The organism is Bartonella gabonensis (assembly GCF_903679515.1).
In the GTDB taxonomy this organism is placed as follows: Bacteria; Pseudomonadota; Alphaproteobacteria; order Rhizobiales; family Rhizobiaceae; genus Bartonella; species Bartonella gabonensis.
This window is the reverse complement of the sequence record NZ_CAHOYM010000017.1, coordinates 1-18610: the sequence shown is the minus strand read 5'-3', so window position 1 is coordinate 18610 and position 18610 is coordinate 1. Positions and strand designations below refer to the sequence as shown.

The 18610-nt window shown below is 39.0% G+C and carries 23 protein-coding genes; 14 read left to right on the top strand and 9 right to left on the bottom strand.

Annotation, left to right across the window (positions count from 1 at the left end):
* Window positions 1-243 precede the first annotated feature (243 nt).
* Entirely contained in the window at window positions 244-540 is a 297-nt protein-coding gene (gene groES, locus HWX04_RS04685) for a co-chaperone GroES (protein ID WP_005774667.1), read from the top strand.
* Between the two features lie 59 nt (window positions 541-599).
* A complete protein-coding gene (gene groL, locus HWX04_RS04680) occupies window positions 600-2243 on the top strand; it encodes a chaperonin GroEL (protein ID WP_175869039.1) in 1644 nt (547 codons plus the stop codon).
* 828 nt (window positions 2244-3071) lie between these two features.
* On the opposite strand, the gene HWX04_RS04675 is transcribed toward groL, so the two are convergent.
* From HWX04_RS04675 to bgtA, 3 genes are all read right to left on the bottom strand, one after another.
* Window positions 3072-3284: a hypothetical protein gene (locus tag HWX04_RS04675; RefSeq protein ID WP_175869038.1), complete on the bottom strand. Its 213-nt coding sequence runs from the start codon at window positions 3282-3284 to the stop codon at window positions 3072-3074.
* Window positions 3285-3412: 128 nt separating this feature from the next.
* Window positions 3413-3649: a hypothetical protein gene (locus HWX04_RS04670; protein WP_175869037.1), complete on the bottom strand. Its 237-nt coding sequence runs from the start codon at window positions 3647-3649 to the stop codon at window positions 3413-3415.
* Window positions 3646-4308, bottom strand: a complete 663-nt coding sequence (gene bgtA / locus HWX04_RS04665) for a gene transfer agent endolysin BgtA (protein WP_175869036.1) — start codon at window positions 4306-4308, stop codon at window positions 3646-3648. Before bgtA ends, HWX04_RS04670 begins: the two co-directional genes overlap by 4 nt.
* Window positions 4309-4549: 241 nt before the next feature.
* On the opposite strand from bgtA, the gene HWX04_RS04660 reads away from it, so the two are divergent.
* A complete protein-coding gene (locus HWX04_RS04660) occupies window positions 4550-4708 on the top strand; it encodes a hypothetical protein (protein WP_175869035.1) in 159 nt (52 codons plus the stop codon).
* Between the two features lie 228 nt (window positions 4709-4936).
* On the opposite strand, the gene HWX04_RS04655 is transcribed toward HWX04_RS04660, so the two are convergent.
* The 3 genes from HWX04_RS04655 to HWX04_RS04645 form a co-directional block, all read right to left on the bottom strand.
* Window positions 4937-5881: a YopJ/AvrA family T3SS effector serine/threonine acetyltransferase gene (locus HWX04_RS04655; RefSeq protein ID WP_175869057.1), complete on the bottom strand. Its 945-nt coding sequence runs from the start codon at window positions 5879-5881 to the stop codon at window positions 4937-4939.
* 358 nt (window positions 5882-6239) lie between these two features.
* Window positions 6240-7190, bottom strand: a complete 951-nt coding sequence (locus HWX04_RS04650; RefSeq protein ID WP_175869056.1) for a YopJ/AvrA family T3SS effector serine/threonine acetyltransferase — start codon at window positions 7188-7190, stop codon at window positions 6240-6242.
* 1454 nt (window positions 7191-8644) lie between these two features.
* A complete protein-coding gene (locus HWX04_RS04645) occupies window positions 8645-9214 on the bottom strand; it encodes a hypothetical protein (protein ID WP_175869034.1) in 570 nt (189 codons plus the stop codon).
* 1909 nt (window positions 9215-11123) lie between these two features.
* On the opposite strand from HWX04_RS04645, the gene HWX04_RS04640 reads away from it, so the two are divergent.
* From HWX04_RS04640 to HWX04_RS04600, 11 genes are all read left to right on the top strand, one after another.
* Complete coding sequence (locus HWX04_RS04640) at window positions 11124-11591, top strand: hypothetical protein (protein WP_246257450.1); 468 nt, start codon at window positions 11124-11126, stop codon at window positions 11589-11591.
* Window positions 11592-11804: 213 nt separating this feature from the next.
* Complete coding sequence (locus HWX04_RS04635; RefSeq protein WP_246257448.1) at window positions 11805-12176, top strand: hypothetical protein; 372 nt, start codon at window positions 11805-11807, stop codon at window positions 12174-12176.
* A gap of 13 nt (window positions 12177-12189) precedes the next feature.
* A complete protein-coding gene (locus tag HWX04_RS04630; RefSeq protein ID WP_246257444.1) occupies window positions 12190-12780 on the top strand; it encodes a hypothetical protein in 591 nt (196 codons plus the stop codon).
* A gap of 14 nt (window positions 12781-12794) precedes the next feature.
* On the top strand, window positions 12795-12950 hold the full coding sequence (locus HWX04_RS04625) for a hypothetical protein (protein WP_175869033.1): 156 nt from the start codon (window positions 12795-12797) through the stop codon (window positions 12948-12950).
* Between the two features lie 33 nt (window positions 12951-12983).
* Entirely contained in the window at window positions 12984-13316 is a 333-nt protein-coding gene (locus HWX04_RS04620) for a hypothetical protein (RefSeq protein WP_246257442.1), read from the top strand.
* 181 nt (window positions 13317-13497) lie between these two features.
* Entirely contained in the window at window positions 13498-13830 is a 333-nt protein-coding gene (locus HWX04_RS04615) for a hypothetical protein (protein ID WP_246257440.1), read from the top strand.
* Window positions 13831-13872: 42 nt separating this feature from the next.
* Entirely contained in the window at window positions 13873-14190 is a 318-nt protein-coding gene (locus tag HWX04_RS08590; RefSeq protein WP_246257438.1) for a hypothetical protein, read from the top strand.
* A 23-nt stretch (window positions 14191-14213) separates the two neighbouring features.
* Window positions 14214-14525: a hypothetical protein gene (locus HWX04_RS08585; protein ID WP_246257436.1), complete on the top strand. Its 312-nt coding sequence runs from the start codon at window positions 14214-14216 to the stop codon at window positions 14523-14525.
* Between the two features lie 63 nt (window positions 14526-14588).
* Window positions 14589-15020, top strand: coding sequence for a DUF6990 domain-containing protein (locus HWX04_RS08580; protein ID WP_246257434.1), 432 nt, complete (start codon window positions 14589-14591; stop codon window positions 15018-15020).
* A gap of 178 nt (window positions 15021-15198) precedes the next feature.
* Window positions 15199-15486 carry a hypothetical protein gene (locus HWX04_RS04605; RefSeq protein WP_246257432.1) on the top strand — a complete coding sequence of 96 codons (288 nt, stop codon included), beginning with the start codon at window positions 15199-15201 and terminating at the stop codon, window positions 15484-15486.
* 79 nt (window positions 15487-15565) lie between these two features.
* Window positions 15566-16069 carry a hypothetical protein gene (locus HWX04_RS04600; RefSeq protein ID WP_175869032.1) on the top strand — a complete coding sequence of 168 codons (504 nt, stop codon included), beginning with the start codon at window positions 15566-15568 and terminating at the stop codon, window positions 16067-16069.
* 920 nt (window positions 16070-16989) lie between these two features.
* Here HWX04_RS04600 and HWX04_RS04595 read toward each other — a convergent pair.
* From HWX04_RS04595 to HWX04_RS08570, 3 genes are all read right to left on the bottom strand, one after another.
* Window positions 16990-17352: a Rossmann-fold NAD(P)-binding domain-containing protein gene (locus tag HWX04_RS04595; RefSeq protein ID WP_246257429.1), complete on the bottom strand. Its 363-nt coding sequence runs from the start codon at window positions 17350-17352 to the stop codon at window positions 16990-16992.
* A gap of 253 nt (window positions 17353-17605) precedes the next feature.
* On the bottom strand, window positions 17606-17836 hold the full coding sequence (locus tag HWX04_RS08575; RefSeq protein ID WP_246257458.1) for an NADPH-dependent FMN reductase: 231 nt from the start codon (window positions 17834-17836) through the stop codon (window positions 17606-17608).
* Window positions 17837-17916: 80 nt separating this feature from the next.
* Window positions 17917-18069, bottom strand: coding sequence for an NADPH-dependent FMN reductase (locus tag HWX04_RS08570; RefSeq protein ID WP_175869031.1), 153 nt, complete (start codon window positions 18067-18069; stop codon window positions 17917-17919).
* Between the last annotated feature and the right edge of the window lie 541 nt (window positions 18070-18610).

Sequence of the window (18610 nt, the reverse complement as noted above, 5' to 3'; positions counted from 1 at the left end):
ATAAGATCCTTTTTTGTTCACGGGTTCTTAAAAAAGCTTAATAACGCGAAAGTGCAAGAAGAAGCAAGACGTGGAAGTTTCAATTCATAGAGAAATTATAGAGAGAAATTATTTTATGGCTATCCTTGACATTGAGAAAAGCCGATTTTATATCTTGGATAGTGTTAGCATTCACTTTTGCAGAGTGCTAGCGAGAACTTTCTAAGATTAATGCAATTATGTTCAGTTTTAAGGATTTAAAACATGGCTAATATACAATTCCGCCCACTTCACGACCGTGTCGTTGTTCGTCGGGTTGAATCTGAAAATAAAACCGCTGGTGGGATTATCATTCCTGATACAGCAAAAGAAAAACCACAAGAAGGTGAGGTTATTGCTGTTGGCAATGGCGCTCTTGATGATAACGGAAAGCGCGTGCCTTTAGAAGTAAAAACAGGGGACCGTATTTTGTTTGGAAAATGGTCTGGTACTGAAGTCAAGATTAATGGGGAAGACCTCTTAATCATGAAAGAATCTGACATTATGGGAATTATGGGCTAATTAAAAGCACTCAATTTTCATTGTGTACTATTTTGAAAAAAACTCCAAGGAGAAATTAAATGGCTGCTAAAGAAGTCAAATTTGGTCGTGAAGCGCGTGAGCGTTTGTTGCGCGGTGTCGACATCCTTGCTAATGCGGTTAAGGTGACACTCGGCCCTAAAGGGCGTAATGTGGTGATTGATAAATCATTTGGTGCGCCCCGCATTACAAAAGATGGTGTATCCGTTGCAAAGGAAATCGAACTGGAAGATAAGTTCGAAAATATGGGTGCGCAAATGTTGCGTGAAGTTGCTTCTAAAACCAACGATATTGCTGGGGACGGAACAACAACGGCAACGGTGCTGGGACAGGCTATCGTGCAAGAAGGGGTTAAAGCCGTTGCTGCGGGCATGAACCCTATGGATTTGAAGCGTGGAATTGATGCTGCTGTGGATGAAGTGGTGGCTAACCTTTTCAAAAAAGCCAAAAAAATTCAAACTTCAGCAGAAATTGCACAAGTAGGAACCATTTCCGCAAATGGTGCTGAAGAAATCGGTAAAATGATTGCTGATGCCATGGAAAAAGTTGGTAATGAAGGCGTCATTACCGTGGAAGAAGCTAAAACCGCTGAAACAGAATTGGAAGTGGTGGAAGGAATGCAGTTTGATCGTGGCTACCTTTCTCCTTACTTTGTCACAAATGCTGAGAAAATGGTTGCAGATCTTGATGATCCTTACATTCTTATTCACGAAAAGAAATTGTCTAATCTACAATCCTTGCTTCCAGTTTTGGAGGCGGTTGTCCAGTCTGGCAAACCACTTCTCATTATTGCTGAAGATGTGGAAGGTGAGGCTTTGGCAACGCTTGTTGTGAACAAGTTGCGTGGTGGTTTGAAAATTGCTGCTGTAAAAGCACCTGGATTTGGTGATCGTCGTAAAGCTATGCTTGAAGATATCGCTATCTTGACATCTGGACAGGTGGTTTCTGAAGATGTAGGCATTAAGCTTGAAAATGTCACTTTGGATATGCTGGGTCGTGCAAAGAAAGTGAATATTTCTAAAGAAAACACCACCATTATTGATGGTGCTGGACAGAAGGCTGAAATTACGGCACGCGTTAATCAGATTAAAGCGCAGATTGAAGAAACAACTTCTGATTATGACCGTGAGAAATTGCAAGAAAGACTTGCTAAACTCGCTGGTGGTGTGGCTGTTATCCGTGTGGGTGGCGCGACAGAAGTTGAAGTGAAAGAAAAGAAAGACCGTGTGGATGATGCATTGAATGCAACACGGGCGGCTGTGGAAGAAGGTATTGTTGCTGGTGGTGGTACCGCATTGTTGAGAGCAGCAAATGCGTTGACCGTTAAAGGAAACAATCCTGACCAAGAAGCAGGTATCAATATCGTTCGTCGTGCTCTTCAAGCTCCAGCGCGTCAAATTGCTACCAATGCTGGTGAAGAAGCGGCTATTATTGTGGGCAAGGTGTTAGAAAATAATACTGACACATTTGGTTACAACACTGCAACCGGTGAATTTGGTGATTTGATTGCTTTGGGAATTGTTGATCCTGTTAAGGTGGTCCGTTCTGCTCTGCAGAATGCTGCTTCAATTGCCAGCCTTCTTATTACAACAGAAGCAATGGTTGCTGAAATGCCAAAGAAAGATGCTCCAATGCCTCCAATGCCAGCTGGTGGAATGGGCGGAATGGGCGGAATGGATTTCTAAGCTCTTTTCCCTAGAGAGAATAAAGAAACGGGTCTTTGGGGCCCGTTTTTTTGTTTCTCATCTTCTTGAGAGGCGGGGCACATGAAAAAGAAGACTCTAAAACATCCTATCTTTAATGGTCTTCCTTATGGTCCCCAATATGATATCTATATCACGGCTCTGATGGCTTTATGAGCCGCATGCCATATTTCATCTTCTTCATTTGCGCTTTTCCCCGACTATCCTTGTCCCATTTGTCATTCTTCTTACAAAGTGTACATTCTTACAGCTTGTTTTACAGTTCCACATTTTTACGATTTTAAAAATTTACAGAAAACAGTAGGAGAAAATACATCGCGCTTTCAAATTCATTTCGCGATAGAGCTGCTGAGTGGTACGGTGGGTATGGGCAGTGGTGAAGTATAATGGACTTATAGGGGACGACCTTTATGCATATAGGATTTCTGTTGCTTACTGATGTGTTTATTTATAAAGAAAACTCTTTAAAATGTTTGTCAATTATTCTTGAGGGTATGGATAATGAAAATAAAATTCTCTGTACATCAATATGTTATTTAAAAGGTGCACGTTGGCATGTTGTTTTTCACGATTGTTTTTGTCAGCTTAAGTTGCTTCCTCATGGGCTTTTTTAAGATTTCTTTTCATGCCGATAGAATTAATGCTGCTATAATGCCTGAAAATTCTTTGCATAATAGCATTTGTGAAGCCGTGTAAAGGCGTATGAGACGTGAAAAATCATCAATAAAACCTTCCCGTGTTTGCAAAAAATAACGGAGGGCGTTTTATCTTTTTAAAAGATTGAACACGTCTCATGTTTTATGGTTTATTTTAGAGCTGAATATTCGATTTTTGAGTAAAAATACTTGCTAATGCATCCATGAGACGTGAAAAATCAAGCACTAATAAGAAAATAATGAATATAATCCACTTCGTATAGCGTGACATTACTTTTAGACTTTTATAAGCTATGATGATTTCTTGGAGAAGTTCTTTTTCCTTTTCTGTAAGCTCTGTTTGTTTTTCTGTTTTTTTTCTAGCCATGTTTCCACCCACACAAGCTTTCCCCTTGTTTGTTATGCTTTAAAATATCTCTGGCGAGATTTGAGCTGATGTTCTTGAGATCGTTTTGCTCTAAATAAATGGGCATCCAACCAACGCATGATGAAGGCTCATGGATTGTTTTTATGACGCAACCAGTTGTCAAGAGCAGCGCGCACATCGGCATCACTTTTTTGATTAATTTCATTTTCCACCTCTAGCCGTGTTGTTGATGACTTTAGTATTTTTTCTAGTTGCTTTTGCTGTTCAAGCTTCTTTCCAAGCGTAAAAGCTTTTGTTAAAGCAATAAAAAAAGCGGTCATAGCCGCTCCGGTTATCATTAAATTTTTTTTCAGCCACCCTATCATAAACGTTGCTCCCGAGAGCGTTTTGCCACAAAGAAAATACCAAAACAGGCGGCTAAAACCATGATGGTTGCCAAAGCCCATTGGATGGGACCATTGCCGGCCAATAAGCCTCCAAGTCCAGAAAAAGAACCAATAATGGGGGTGAGGGCTTCTGCTTTGAGAAAACCCATCGGTGCTTTTGTTTCAACAGTTTGATAATTGGGAGAAACATAAGCCCCTTTTGCCCATAATCCCGCTTCTGCTGCACGACGGTGGACAAGACCGTAAAGACGTTTTCCCCTCGCTTTGGTCCACTTTTGTAATTCAGAAGGGATGGCTTCATATTCGCTGTTATTGAGTTTTTTGAGCAGAGTTGACTTGCAAAAAGCCGCTATGCCTACATTATAGCAAAACGATACCAGCGCGGCGAATTGTTCATCTGTTAAAGAAACCGTCACATTTTTTTCAACCGCATTCTCAAATTGTCTTAAATCTTGAGAAAGAACTTCTTCGGCTTGTTTTTCTGTGATGATCATGCCCTTGTAAACAAACGGTTTGCCAGCCGTGCTGGTATGACCATAGCCGATTGTCCAAACTCCTATGGCATCTTTATAGGCTTGTAAACGCAATCCTTCCCATTGTTTAATGAGTGCAAGCCCTTCTGATGATATTTTTCTCATTTGCTTCTCCATAAAATAAAGTCTCACAGTTATGTGAGGCTGGTCGACAGATTAAAAATGAATTTTTTCACGCTTCAAAAATAGAAGAGACGTAAAACTTTGATGAAATAAAAAGGTTAATCATGGTATCTCCAGTGGATATCCCAAGGGGATTTCTACTGGAGATATTCCAAGTGGGGGAATGGTTGGTGGTATTTGCCTTTGGCAGATGGTTTGGTTTTTATCTTGAGGTTTCCTCCGTATGCTGGTTTTTTTTGATGGCGTTTTGTGGGGGCGGGAAGCTGTTGGGCTGATGGACGATAAGCGTGCTTCATCGCGATTTTGTTTGACCGTATGGCATGAAGGCGCTTATAAGATAAAGCGATACGTTGACAAAAACAGCCGTGGGTATAGGCTTTGATTGAAATTGAAAAGCATTCAATATTTTAATTTTATCGATCCAGCGTTTCGCATATCCAAATAGGGGCATTGTAAACAAGACTTTGGGTGAACACGACTTTGGGCGAGAAAAGAAGCTTTGGAATTTTGATACAGTTTTAAGAGGAACCGCTCTGCTTGAGAGCAATTTGAGCCGTAAAGCAGTGTTGTTTTGTTCTTTATGAGGGGGATATGGGAAAAAAGTCTTCAATTACATCATCAAAGATTTGTATTCCTTGATCCTTTTTTGGTGTGGGGAAACAGAGACGATTTTTTCCTCTTTTTCATTTAAGTTTTTTTCAAATCTTTCGGTTAAAGTTTCACCTTTTTTGTTGACTTTTTCATGCGCTGCTTCTGGATTGGCTTTTAAATATTGTTCTAGATGTCTTCTCCCCTGTGCGTGTTTATAAAAACTGGTTGGAAGATAGGTATCCAACTTTTCAATCGGTAAAGGAGCATTTGGTTCACATAATACACCTTGAACATTATCTTGGTGCACTCTTGTTAATTTATCAGATTCAAGATGAAGCTTTTTGGCGAGGCTCAAACTAAAAATCCCGCATTCAGAAGAGCTTCGCTGAATATCCATTTCAGCCATGGCAAAAGAATAAGGAGGTAGTTGAAGACTTGCAAGGGTTTGATCGATTTTTATCCCTAGTCTACAAGCAGTGATATTATGGAATGTTGTCGGTTCAAACATGATGAAAGAGAGTTTGTCATCAACCGTTTGATGATCAACAACCGCAAAATGAATTCTGCTCCCTATGTTGACGATAAATCGAGAAGATTTTGCGCCGCTTTTGATTGTTTCTTTTATGGCGTGGGTAAGATCTTCTGCTGTAAGAGCTAATTTCAGATTCATTTCCGGATATTTGTGATTTGCTTTTTCGACGAGAGCAGGCATGAGCCTAATATCGGTATCTCCACAATAAGTATTGAGCCAACGGCCTGTGACGAGATCATCTTCTAAGCCAGCAATAATCGCTTTTAATTCTTCAGAATGAGGGGCGACATTTTCTTCTTCTTTTTGAAGGGAAGTTTGCACTAAACGGGCAATAAGGCTTTCTAAGGATTTATTCGGATCTTCTTGTGCACTTGCCCCTTCTTGTGTTGGTGATAAACGAGTAGAATCGTCTTTTGAAGCTTGTGGTTTCATCATATTAACCTTTCTCTTGATAATCGATCGGCAATTTTTACTTTCTTACATTCTGACCAAATGATGTTTTGAAAGAAAGCTTTTGTCTCTTGAAAATGCAGAAAAAATCATTTTTCAGCGGCTTTTATAAGAAAATTCTGGCGGAGCTTTTCAAAACTCTGGCGGGCTTTTTCTTTCTTCAAAGTCTTAAAATACAAGCTTTAAAAAGGGGCTTATTTTGAGAGAATAATAACGGTTTCTCTTTAAGAGGCACATTTTGTTTTACAAACAGAAAAGCCGCCTTGCTTGAGAGCAATTTTAACCGTAAAGCAGCATTGCCTCGTTCTTTATAAAGAAAAATATGGAAAAAAGTCTTCAATTACATCATCAGAGATTTGTATTCCGTTGCTCTTTTCCTATGTTGTGAAATTGAGACCATTTTTCTCTCTGTGGCTACTAAGCTTCTTTCAAATCTTTCGGCAAGCGTTTCACCTTTTTTGTTGACTGTTTCATGGGCTGCTTCTGGATTTGATTTTAGATATTCTCCAAGACGTCTTCTCCCTTGCACGTGTTTGTATAAACGAGCGGGAAGATAGGGATCTAACTTTTCAGCCGGTAAAGGTGTGCCACGTTCACATACTATGCCTTTAATATTATCTTGGTGCAGTCTTTCTAATTTTTGAGATTCAAGGTAAAGCTTTTTGGCAAGGCTTAAGCTAAACATTCCACATTCAGAGGAACTGCGTTGAATATTCATTTCCGCCGTGGCAAAATGAATAGGAGGAAATTGCTGATATTCAAGGGATTGCCGTGTCCTTAATGCGAGTAATGCCGGAAGCGTGTCTCGCAGTGAGGTCGGCTCTAAAAAAATCAAAGATGTTTTGCCATCAACCGTTTGATGGTCAACAACCGCAAAATGAATGCCCCTATCTTGCGCATTAACAATAAATCTGGAAGATTTGATACCTTTCTCGAGTGTTTCTTTGAGCGCAAGGGCAAAGCCTTCAGGGGGGATTGTCAGTTTAAGATTCATCTCTGGATATTTACGGTTTGCCTGTTCTACTAAAGCCGGCATCATGTAAAGATCTAAAATATCATAATAATTTTTGATCCAACTTCCATCGGCATTATGCTTTTCTAAGCCTGCAATGATATCTCTTAATTCCGCACGGTTGAAGGGGGTATTTTGTATTTTTTCGATATTGAGCCGTTCTAAATGTGACGCAAGATTTTCTAAGGACGCATCTGCGCTCGGATCTTCTGGTGCACTTGCCCCTTCTTGTGTTGGTGAGTAACGAGGGGAGGCGTCTTTTGAAGCTTGTGGTTTCATCATCTTAACCTTTCTTTTGATGATCGATCGGCAATATTATTTTCTTACATTTTGACCAAATGATGTTGTGAAAAAAGCCTTTGTCTCTTGAAAATTAAGGAAGAAATCACCTTTCAACTGTTTTTATAAAAAGATTTTTGAAACCAGAATCTTTCCTCGTTTTAAAAAATCTGCATATTTTTTACAGCTGTAAAATCTGTAAAAATTGGAGTGAATTTGAGGGATTGTGCAACGTAAGTTATTTCCATCTCATAGCTCATTTCAATGAAGAGATGACAGCCTTTTTTCAATAGTTCTCCGTGTGAAAAAATAACATTATCTACAATCGGCATTTAGCAACAAGGCCTATTTTTTAAAAAGCATGCCCTTTAGATTTTTTCCCCAAAAAAGATCGTCTTCAGCTTCTGCTATCAATTATCTTGCTATGCTGAAAAATACAGTTATGCTCTAAAAGACTGTCCTTTGAGGTGTTGTGATATACGGCAAGCCTTCTTGATATGTTTTTAGTATTTTTTAAGGGCGTGGGGGCTCTTTTTAAGTTTGTTTATGACGCATAACATGGGAAAACTTTAAGGGGCAAGGTTTGTGGATCCCAAGTACATCTTGGCTTGAAAAGCGTCGTTTCTTTGGGTTTAAAAGCCTTATCCTTTGTGGAGTCTGTGGGCTCAAAATGAACTGTATGTCAACAGAAACAGTTGTGTTCATCTTATTGCTGTTTGTATCTTGCGCATTATTTTTGTGGGGGTGTTTTATAAGAGGGGCGTGAACCCTGTTTTCTCTGAATATCTCAAAAGACTGGTTTGGGTGAGGCAAAAGAAAGATCATTAAAAAAAGACGAAAGACACTCTCAAACAATTAATTTTTGAAGTAAACTTTTAAACCCTTCAAACAGTAAAACCTCATACAATATCATACATTGTTATAAAATACACAATTTTATAACACCATACACATTTAATGATGAAATCTAGACGCAAACACCCCTCTACCGCACCTATCATTAAATACGATTTTTCATCTTCTGTCAACAGAAAAACAATTATTTTTCCTTTTTTATCGCGGAAACAAATCTGTACAAAAAGCGCATTGATTGGGTGTATCTGGCAAAATATGTTGTCTTCTATGGGAAAGTTTTTTGATGCGGCAAAGTAATGTTTTTTTGAGAAAGGTGTATGAGGGGAGAGGCTTGTTAAAACAGAGAGGGCAATGAGGGCGGTTGTCTTATTATGGTCCGTATTGTCTTGTTATGGGGCGTATGTTTCTTGGGAACGGTTGTGATGTGTTTTTAGGATGTGGGGGCTTTTTAGGCTTGTTTGTTAGGTCTAAAAATTTGGGATGAAAGGATGAGCTCTCTGTGGATTTCAAGTGCAGCTTGGCTGAAGAGGGGCGCTTTACAAACGGGCGTGTAGGTTATCGAACTTTGCTCTTTGTAAGGGGGACAACGAGGGGTGTTTTTAGCGAATGCTCTTTTGGCTGGAACAGTCAAAATGTTTATACAGGGCATCAAGAATAAGGCGCAGTGAGCCAACAAGGTGTGGCAGTGGCTGATCTTCACTAACAAGATATTGTAATGCCGCATGAAAATTGTGTTGACGATGCAGATATTGTGCTTCTTTAATCGCTTCTTGCATCGCTTCATAGTGTTGTGTTGCTCTTTCAACCCATTGCTTTTTTGCTTTCTCATCAGATGTGCTATGCTTAAAGCCGTCATAATAGCCGTTTGGTAAACCTTTGGCACATAAAAAGTCGTTTCTGATTTGCAAGTATTGTTGCGCTGTATCATATTGCTCTTTACTGATGCCGGATGGATCTCCTTTATAGCCAAGCAAACAAAGGCGCCCAATATAGGTTCCCACAAGTGGATTTTTCGCTTCTTCAAGGCTTAAACCAAAGCGTTTTGCACGCATTTCAATTGCTGTTTGAGGTGCCGATTTGCGAGAGCCTTTGGCACGGGAAATACGGCTATTGGGCTCTCTGAGTTTGCCTGTTATTTTCGGTCTTCCGCGTTTTTTACCTATTTTCATGAACTTACCATTTGAATGAAATAAACTATCTGCTGTTTGGGGACAGGGATTGTAAAAAACACTTGGAGATAATACTGGCGAGGGAGAGAAAAATATTGGGAGAGAAAATATTGTGCGGCTATGAGCTGTTGCAGAGCAAAAAAACAAAGTCCTGAAGCGTAAAGAACAGCAATGTTGTGGCGTAAAAAAATATCTTTAAGATATTTTCTAGCATTTTTATTGTATCCCCCATCATGCTTATCTTTATCTTTTGCGTATCAATAGCCAATGATTTGCTGTCTATAGATTTCTCAACGTCTCTGGAAAAAGTGAAAAAAATTTTGTCAAATGTGACAAAACGTGAATGAGAAAATAAAGCTCTCTGTGGTTGTCTCCCCTGATTTTCTCATAAGCTGTTTGGCTTTTTTCTTACGAGCACTTTGTAGAAATTTTTCAATTCTTCCTTTGAAAAGGCATTGGTTTACTCTTGGGTTTTCTTATTGGGGGGGGAGGTTTTTGTTCTTGAACGATGGATCAAGATGCCTGATTTCCATCGTGCTGTTTAAGCCTATCTTATTCTTTTTATAATCCTTTATAAAGGATATTTTAGACGATGAAGGGGAAGTGAACAATGTAAAACAAACTTATCCACTCTTATCATTATAGCATAAAATGCTCTCTATTTTCAATTAAAATATCGTTTGTTGGCTCAAAATAAATTGTGAAGGATCAAATGATCTGGTTTTTTTGCTGCCCTTATATCTCCTTTATAAAGTATAGAAATTCTTTTGCTGTTTGGGGGATGAGTATGAAAAGGGAGGATATCGTTTTAATGGCGTGATGCAATATCCAAAGAAGCTTTATAAGAAGATTCCTAAAGGGTGTTTATGAAGAGAGGCTTTTATAAAGCTGGAGGACTTGAGAGATATGAGATATTTCTTCTTAATTGAATAAATTTAAAAATGAGAAAAATTTTTAGAATGCTGTCAGTACATTGGGGGGCTTATTGTCTCATGTTTTTGTTGCTTTTGTTCCTTTATGGGGGCGTGCTCCTTCCAAACAGAGCGCTCCAAATCCAATACCCTAAAACCACATACCTTGGCACTGCTCATTTACGGATTTGTTTGAAAGAGGCATGTTTTTAAAGTTTTTGAGCCCAATTTCGTGACGGTGTCCGTGAAGGATAAAAGGAGCTCTTTGATGAAGAGTATAAAACTTCCTATGCCGTCTCTACCATGTCCTCTCATCTTTAGGTTTCATAAAAAGAGTAAGCCGACACTTCCTTTAAATTTGCTACCCCTCCCTCATTTTACCGCTTTTGGAACTCTTTATGAAAAGGATATATCTTTACTTGTATTCTCACGCTACCCATAAGCTCTCTCTACTCGTTATGGGTAAGAGAAATTATTGGGGTTGATTGACTATGGAACAGATTTAAAACGGGATAATCTTACGCTCCCCATGGGTTCTCATTTAGCCTGTAAAATAGTGAACACTTTTTATCAATCAAGGTGTTGTCCGTTTCTTGACCTTTGCTGTATCTTTAAAGGATTGTTGAGGCGGGGTTAAAGCGGTGGCATTCAACCGGCATTGTTGAAAATGACTGGGGTTATCCGTACGGTTTGAGGGAAGGGGGAGCTGTAAAATTTCCACAGAGGATGTTTTTTTAATTGAATAGTTTTGCTTGTTGGGGGGCTAGAAACAGTGTCCTTTAGGGTTGAGTGATCAATCAAGAGGGAAAAGAGGTGTTTGGATTTATAAGTGTTGAGAGCGTGTTTGTTGTCAGGTATTTAAGAAATTTAAAAACATTTAATAAGGAATGATTAGTGCTTTCTTTATGGTAAAAAGAGTGCTAAAGAGCCGCACCACGCTGGACCGTGTGTTATCAAATATTGAAGCGTGGGTATTTAAGATGTGAGGGGCTATTCGTATGATCAGAGAACAATCACAACAGCCATCTAGCTGTAAGGGGAAGGCTTTTGTCTCACAGTCCGTGTTGGATCAATCGGCCGCTTTTAAAAAGCAGATGGTTCTCTCCACAAAGGATTATGTCATCATTTTTTGCTTGGCTATCCTCTTATTGGTGCTTTTTGCTGCGACTGTCTATATGAAGCCTTGGGAAATTTTTCAAATTTCTAAAGAACAGCTGCAAGAAATGCAGCAACAAAATTTTCAAGAAGCGATGCGAGAAAGTCTTAAAAATCCTATCATTGAACAATTGCCTGATGGGGAGTGGAAGAGTGTTTGGACTTTTGTATGTTTTATCCCGTCAATGATTTTTGGTAGTCTTTTTGTGTTTTTTTCCACTCTTTTCTATTTTTCTTGCCATGGTGAAACGGGATGTGAAGGAAATGATGCAGCAATGGGAAACAGTGTCAGAGCAGCAACCTTTCGATAACCAATCTCTCAACACAAGACTATAGGGGGGAACGTGTGAGCACTTCTTTAATCATTGGATGGTTGATAGGCCTAGGGGGCACTATCTTTATTTGTGTTGCATTGCTTTCGGTACTCTTTTCTACCGCGAAGATTGTCTTGGCACTTTAATTATTCTTTGATAAAATGGACAGTCTTGTTATTGAAAATGCGGCGAAAACTCAAAAAGAGTGCAATGCAGAATTTAGAGCATTATCAGACAGAGGGTAGAGGACAGAATACAGCTCTTGCAACACCTTTCAGTGCTCTTTCTTTTAAAAAATCTTTGGAACTTTCAAGAGAAGAGTATCGAATGCTTTTTTCGATCACTTTCGTTATGTTGGTGCTTTTCGTAGGTTTTATCGCTTTTGCGGCGTTTCTCCCAAAATCTGCGATTTTTTTGCACAATCATGCGCCTCTATTGCTTTACGTTATTGACTTTGTCGTGCAGCTGCTGTTTTGGGTCTGGTCGTGTATTGTGGTGGCTTTGCCTATCGTTTTAATTCTCTATAGTCTCCTTCAGTGTGGCGTGAAAAAAACAGTGAAGAAATTAGAAACATTTGCTTGAGCAGAAAGTAAAAATGATGATTTCATTTCAAGGCAATAGAGAAAAAAAGAGTGTTATGATGAAATATTTGGCTCTTTTAGGGATCATCATCATTACCATTTTAATGTTTATGGTCATTATCAGGCTTCCTTACCTGTTGGTCAAGCATATGAGGGTGTCCTTTAAACTCGCTCAAGAATTGAAAAAGAATACGACGCAACAAAAGCAAGCCATACAACAGTTGCGCAATGACTGCGAAGAAATGAAAAGACAGAATCTTGCACATAAGACCCTTGATGCAAAAATGCGCTTGCTTGATTTTAAAGAGTCTCTGCTCCTTTATGCAAAAGAATGGAAAATAATCTTTTTTGTCTTTATTCTTATTTTTCTTCTACAAATTACTTTTTCTAACATAAATTTGGTATGGTGGAAGAGTGATAGCATTGTCTTTATCATGCTGATCTTGAACTTGATATGGTTAGGAATTCTGCTCGTTGTTCCCATCATTGCAATGATGAGCATAAAATTAACCAGAAAATTAAAAGAAACGCTTCCAAAGTTGGATGAAGCGATCAAACAGCGCGATCAGGCAATCCGTATGCAGAATGCACAAAATGAAAAATAGCAGGGGGAGATAAAATGACCATTAGTCTTATAACATTAATCATCTATTCTGTTATTTACGTTCTTAAATGCCTTAGTATGGGTGCCCATTGTTGTCATTTATTATCGGTTTATCAAGCGTGCGCGGCTTTATTGCCGCGTGAAAAAAGAGCTGAAATGTGTGCTGAATGAACGCGATAGTACATTAAAACAGATTTCCCAAAAATGAAAAGTGGCAGCGTGTTTGATAAAGAGCAACTTTCTCTTGTTTGGGCTGACTATAAAAGAATATTCACTCTTTCGATCGTCATGGTGACATTTCCGACAGTGATCGCTGTTATCGTGAAGATATGGAAGGGTAAGGACTTATTTTCTATGTCTATATTAGAGCCACTGGCATGGATTCTTGCCTGTACTTTTTTATTCTTACCCATTGTTTTTATCATGCTGTTTATCGTAACCCATCAATTGAAGAAAATGATCTGGCACCTGGAAGAAAAGGTTGAGCAGAAAAAAGCTTCGATAATCTTTTATCATGAAAATGAAGGAGAAAAATGAAGAGGGGGGGCTTTGACTTTTCTTTAAGAAAGAAGGGGTCTTTAAGAAAGAAGGGGCTTAATTTCGGAAAATAAAAAGCACTCAGAATTTTAGAGCCAAAGCTTCACAATTGGGCAATCGTGAAATAGAAAGTGGGCAATCGTGTGAATAGATTAAGTTTTAGATCAATGAGGGATAAACAATGAAGCACAATGGGGGGAATTCAATATCGGATCAGGAGTCACGGGCTTTTTCTTTGGAAAAAGCATTTCTAACAAGAAAAAATTATAAAGTCATCTTTTGTATGACGTTCATTCTTGCAGCTTTAAGAACGGCTCTCTTCATCCCATTGCTGCTTGGGTGGAAGTTGACAGGGTGGGAAGCCGATGTTGCGGCTGTTCTCTTTTTTATCCTGCTGTTTATATTAGATTTAATTTTTATATTGATCCCTATTGTTTTTGTTGTCCGTATTATTTTTACGTATTTGTTGAAAAAAAGATTGCTCAGTTGGAGCAAACAATTTGGAAGCGGATAGCGGCGTCGTATCGACAAACAAGCGCATAAAGGAGAGGGGAAAATGAGAGATATAGATATCGTTGTCCTATTCTCATGGGGTTCAGGCTTGCTTCTCTTCACGCTGCTTTCTGCTGTGTGTATGATTTTTATTTGGGCATTGTATTATTCTACTTTCAAGCGCGTGAGATTATATTGCCAAGTGACAAAAGAATTAAGGCGCGTTCTTGAACAATCGGTTGCCTTTGAGACGCTTGGGGAAACAGCAATGATGAAGCCGTCATTTGAAGAAAAAGAGTTTAAGGCATTTTCTTTTTCTGATGAGGAAATTGTCACGATGGAAAGTGCAACGGCGCTTTTAAAGAGTTGGGGGGAAGGATAGAAATTGACGAAAAAGGGGATCATTTGGCAACCTTCTTTTTACCAGATCGTGAAGTACAGTTTCTTTATAATGCTGAGAAAGAGTATCCGCAATTTGATTGTGCCATTGCGGTGGTTTCTGGTATTCATGCGGCAGCTTGCCAAACCATAGATCCTTATAATTCTGGAGGCTTGATTGCTCTCGAATTGAGTTTTGATCTGAAGGGATTGGAAATTTTTGAAGAAAAGGTAAGCGCGGGGTGTTTACGCTATGCACTTGAGAAAACTTTAGAAAAGGCCATGGGCAATGTTGATCTTGGCGATATGCTTCGCTCTCAATATCGCACCCTTCCTTGAGAACTCAAAGTTGCTGATCCTCGGTTAACGCTTTATTCGCTGCGCTATCTTGCCGTTCTAGCCTTGCTGGGTGATGTTGAAATTTTACATGCTTATCACAAAAGCTTTATGGAAGGTGAGAGACTGGGTTTTGAGACAAGCATTAAAGAAGAACATCTGGAACGCGCGATAGTGATCGCTCAAGCAGTAGAAAAGGCAAAGCAGCCTAGTTACGATTTACTTCAACAGGCGGCAAAGACTTATTCCGTCGAGGTGGAGAGTTATGACTATTTTAGAGCGACAGATCCAAATTTGTGCAATAGAAGACGCTTTGTTTACGAAAATTTGATCGAGGAGAAGCGAGAAGAATTAAGACAACAGGGATATACGGTTTATGAAAAGGATACGATTTGTGAGGTTGATGGAAAAAAAGCTCGTCCGCATATTCTTTATATCAAGGACGGGGAAGTAAGATATATGGATGTAGAAATTGGGATTGATGAAAAAAATTATTGAGAAAAATAAATAGTTTAGATAAATTAAAGAGCGCTTGAACCTTAAAATAGCGCGTAAAAATAAAAAAACAGAGGGAATCAATGCAGGAGAAAAACGTAACAGTTGAAGAGACTTTCTTTTCATTTAAAAAATCTACAGTATCTTCAGGGATAAGCTATAAAGGGGAGAAAGGTATAAAATGATTGGGCGATCCTTTTTTATCATGTTTTGCACAATGTTTTACACGGGCCTTATCATGATGGCTTTAGAAATCCCTGCGGGTGCGAAACCTTTGGTAGAGCCGTTGCAGTGGACAAGATGGGAGGAAATTGGTTCTCTTATTTTTCTGTTACCGGTATTGATTTGGTTTTGTATTCTGACTCCGCTTCCAATCCTTTGGGGGCTTCGTCATTTTAAAGAGCGCAAATTGGAAAAAATAAGACAAAAACTGGAAGAAGAAACAAAGTTGCTAAAGATCAATCGGTGAGATGATGGCCATGAGAAAAGAGGTGGTTGCACTTTTTATTTTTTTTCTGCCGTTGGGCTGTTTTTTTGTAGAGACCGTGATGGTTTTTGCCATTTTTGTCAATATGATCATTGTGGCGTCTTATTATTGTTTAATCAAGCGGTTGAGGCTCATTTTCAAAGTGAAGAAGCAGAGACGTTTGATAAAAGAACAGCCGCAGCATTTTTGTTTCTCTAAAAAAAGCCTTAAAGAGGTCGTGCAGCAAAATTTAGCGCTGGACACAAAGATAAGTTCTCATTCGTTAAAAAAATGGCTCTCTTTTTCCAATAAAGATTATGTCATCCACGCATGCCTCTCTTTCATCCTTATGGTTTTCAAAGTTTATGTCTATGTGACTTTTTATAACCAGGTGAATGTTGATATGGATGAAAAGAGATTTATCTCTATGTCCATTTTCTTTTTTTATTTTGTTGTTTTATTGATATGTATTTTGGCATCAGTTCCTGTTATTGTCATCCTTCGTGAAATTTTAACCTCACGGCTAAAAAAGAAGATTCAGCAATTGGAAGAAGTGACTAAAGCACCCCAATCGATCAATTTATAAAAGGGAGAAGATAAAATGCATAACGAGATGGCAGCAGCTGCCACGGTGTTTTTGATGATTCTGCTGGGGGGCTTTTTGATTTGTTTTTAACAATACCCATTGTGGCCCTGTATATTTCTTTTATCAAGCGTTTGATATCGTATTATAAGGTTACGCGGCAATTAAACGCAGCGCTGAAAAAGTGCGTATAGGACTCATGGCATGGAGGCATTCTTTTAGATCATACCATTGCTTCATGGTTTTGAGGGGCCGTAAGGGGTATGGTGCCATACGTTGTTGATTTCATTTTACGTTTGCCTTTGTTTGAAGGGGGATGATCAATAGTCTTCTGATGATTATTAGCTCGTTGCTGTTTTCTGTGAATAAGCAAAATCGTAAAAACGTGTAACTGTATGTTAGGGGTGTGTGCTTGGTCAAGAGTATGCCGAATGTGGGAATGTGGTTGGATAAAAAGGGCGCGAATAGATGGGTAGAGGTTGCAAGTGTGGGGGCGTAAAGGTTGAAAATGTGTGGGGGAAATTTGGGGAAAGTCGTGTGTGGAGGGTGAGGTTTGAGGAGGGGGTGAGGGGCACTGAAGAGATAAGGAAGATAAGGGGCATATGCGGTGCTGTCTGCTTCTTTTATCAAATGTTTTTTACTATAAGGCGGTCCCGTTGCAATAAGACGCAGCAATGAAAAAGTGCGTATAGGACTCATGGCATGGAGGCACCCTTTTAGATCATACCATTACTTTATGGTTTTGAGGGAGATCCTGTTTTTCTTATAACAAATAATGTTTGCCTTTGTTTGAAGGGAGATGATCAATAGTCTTCTGATGTTTATCAGCTCTCTCATGTTTTCTGTGAATACGTAAAATCGTAAAAGCGTTAAACTGTTAGCTCAAGGGGGTGTGTGCTTGGTTCAGAAAAAGTAGAGATTGATTATAAGTTTTGTTTCATCATATGATTTTTTATAGCCTCTAGGATTTGTTGGCTTATTTCCTGATGGGTAAGCCAGCGTGAGCCTTTTGACGTTGTCTTTTGTCCTAATTTGATGGATATGAAATCAACCTTATTTTTGCGCGCGCATTCCGTTATCATTTGATCATGAGTGTTGGAACCAAAAACATGAAGAATACAGGGTGGTTTAGGAAAAAGAGCTAATTGTTCAATTAAGGCGCAAGAAAAGGCAAAGGCTGACGAATGAAGCCATAATATACAATATTTTAGACCATGCCATTGGCTCACGGCTTCTAAAAATTGTGCCTTTGACGTTGCACAATCATAATCTAAGGGTACGCACAACTGTTTTTTTGGAATGCCTCAAGCTGGATTTTATGGGAAAGAAAGCGTCCCGCTATAATCACTTCTTTGGGCTCTAGTGATTGACACAAAGGAGCAAGCATCCCCCTACCACTAAATAACGATAGTGCGTATCTTTTTTTTCATGTCCCCCCCCTTTGCTTTAAACGCGTTGCTTTAAAAATATACAGATTTCATTAGAAATTAACAACGGGTTTGTATTTCTTCACTTATAACTTTCCAAGTACGACCTTCATCATCCGAGGTAAAATCCTCTTTGGAAGAGGCTATTTGACATTAACGTGCCGTAACCATAAGGCGTGCGCACTGACCTGCAATAAATGCGCACACGGTTGTGCACATTTTGGATTGTGCTTCCATGAAAGATCAGTCCAACTGGTTTATTTAAAAAAGCATTATAGGTCAAATGATCAAGAGCATTTTTAAAAACACCTGAATAAGATCCTTGATAAAGGGGACTTGCCAGAATAATCCCCTTGAGCGGCGGCGATGGTTTTTACAAACTGACGGAACACAGCATTTGAATGAGCCTCAGTTTGATGATGATCATCTGGGTCTGCTATCGGATAAGGGGATGGAACGAAAATCAATCCAATGAGGTGATACTTTCCGTTTTACAAGGCAATCCGCTAAATAACGGGCTAAAGTTCTTGTTAATGAAGGGGTACGCACAGTCCCTAAAATAATCGCTATATTCAAGAGAATCTCCTTTTTTCCCAAAAAAAGTCTCACACAAAGCGTATATGTAAGGATTGTCAATAAATAACACATATCACTCTGCTGTCTATAAAGAGCAATTGTGATTGTATTGCATGGTTGTCGCAATCAATTCACTTTAACAAGTATTGTTGACAAAATAACCTTAAAACTTTGAAAGAAATGTTAGCGCTTTTATTCATGCTAAACGGCTCTCTTTCAAGAAGAGCTGTTGTCTTAGAGTCGCTACATTTATTCTTGGTCTACAAGATTCTCAATGAAAATGGACGCGTTCTATTTTGAACGATCATTTCCCCTTTTTAAGTTGAATGAGCGTTCGTTAAAATTTTCTCATGGTACATTTTTTTAGATTGAATTTTTTAAATTGCATAAATCTCTTTCTTGCATGTCATAAAGCTGGGTTAGGAGGAAATGATTGAGAAAAGAATAAAAGTACTTTTGATGAATATTCTCAAAAGGGGTGTTATGGCCGCAGCGGCGGTGTGGGGAGGTTGTAGCTGTGTGTGGGGTAGCTGTGTGTGGG

Coding starts and splice junctions, on each gene's coding strand:
- groES (WP_005774667.1), top strand. CDS start 244: ATGGCTAATATACAATTCCGCCCACTTCACGACCGTGTCGTTGTTCGT.
- groL (WP_175869039.1), top strand. CDS start 600: ATGGCTGCTAAAGAAGTCAAATTTGGTCGTGAAGCGCGTGAGCGTTTG.
- HWX04_RS04675 (WP_175869038.1), bottom strand. CDS start 3,284: ATGGCTAGAAAAAAAACAGAAAAACAAACAGAGCTTACAGAAAAGGAA.
- HWX04_RS04670 (WP_175869037.1), bottom strand. CDS start 3,649: ATGATAGGGTGGCTGAAAAAAAATTTAATGATAACCGGAGCGGCTATG.
- bgtA (WP_175869036.1), bottom strand. CDS start 4,308: ATGAGAAAAATATCATCAGAAGGGCTTGCACTCATTAAACAATGGGAA.
- HWX04_RS04660 (WP_175869035.1), top strand. CDS start 4,550: ATGCTGGTTTTTTTTGATGGCGTTTTGTGGGGGCGGGAAGCTGTTGGG.
- HWX04_RS04655 (WP_175869057.1), bottom strand. CDS start 5,881: ATGAAACCACAAGCTTCAAAAGACGATTCTACTCGTTTATCACCAACA.
- HWX04_RS04650 (WP_175869056.1), bottom strand. CDS start 7,190: ATGAAACCACAAGCTTCAAAAGACGCCTCCCCTCGTTACTCACCAACA.
- HWX04_RS04645 (WP_175869034.1), bottom strand. CDS start 9,214: ATGAAAATAGGTAAAAAACGCGGAAGACCGAAAATAACAGGCAAACTC.
- HWX04_RS04640 (WP_246257450.1), top strand. CDS start 11,124: ATGATCAGAGAACAATCACAACAGCCATCTAGCTGTAAGGGGAAGGCT.
- HWX04_RS04635 (WP_246257448.1), top strand. CDS start 11,805: ATGCAGAATTTAGAGCATTATCAGACAGAGGGTAGAGGACAGAATACA.
- HWX04_RS04630 (WP_246257444.1), top strand. CDS start 12,190: ATGATGATTTCATTTCAAGGCAATAGAGAAAAAAAGAGTGTTATGATG.
- HWX04_RS04625 (WP_175869033.1), top strand. CDS start 12,795: ATGACCATTAGTCTTATAACATTAATCATCTATTCTGTTATTTACGTT.
- HWX04_RS04620 (WP_246257442.1), top strand. CDS start 12,984: ATGAAAAGTGGCAGCGTGTTTGATAAAGAGCAACTTTCTCTTGTTTGG.
- HWX04_RS04615 (WP_246257440.1), top strand. CDS start 13,498: ATGAAGCACAATGGGGGGAATTCAATATCGGATCAGGAGTCACGGGCT.
- HWX04_RS08590 (WP_246257438.1), top strand. CDS start 13,873: ATGAGAGATATAGATATCGTTGTCCTATTCTCATGGGGTTCAGGCTTG.
- HWX04_RS04605 (WP_246257432.1), top strand. CDS start 15,199: ATGATTGGGCGATCCTTTTTTATCATGTTTTGCACAATGTTTTACACG.
- HWX04_RS04600 (WP_175869032.1), top strand. CDS start 15,566: ATGGTTTTTGCCATTTTTGTCAATATGATCATTGTGGCGTCTTATTAT.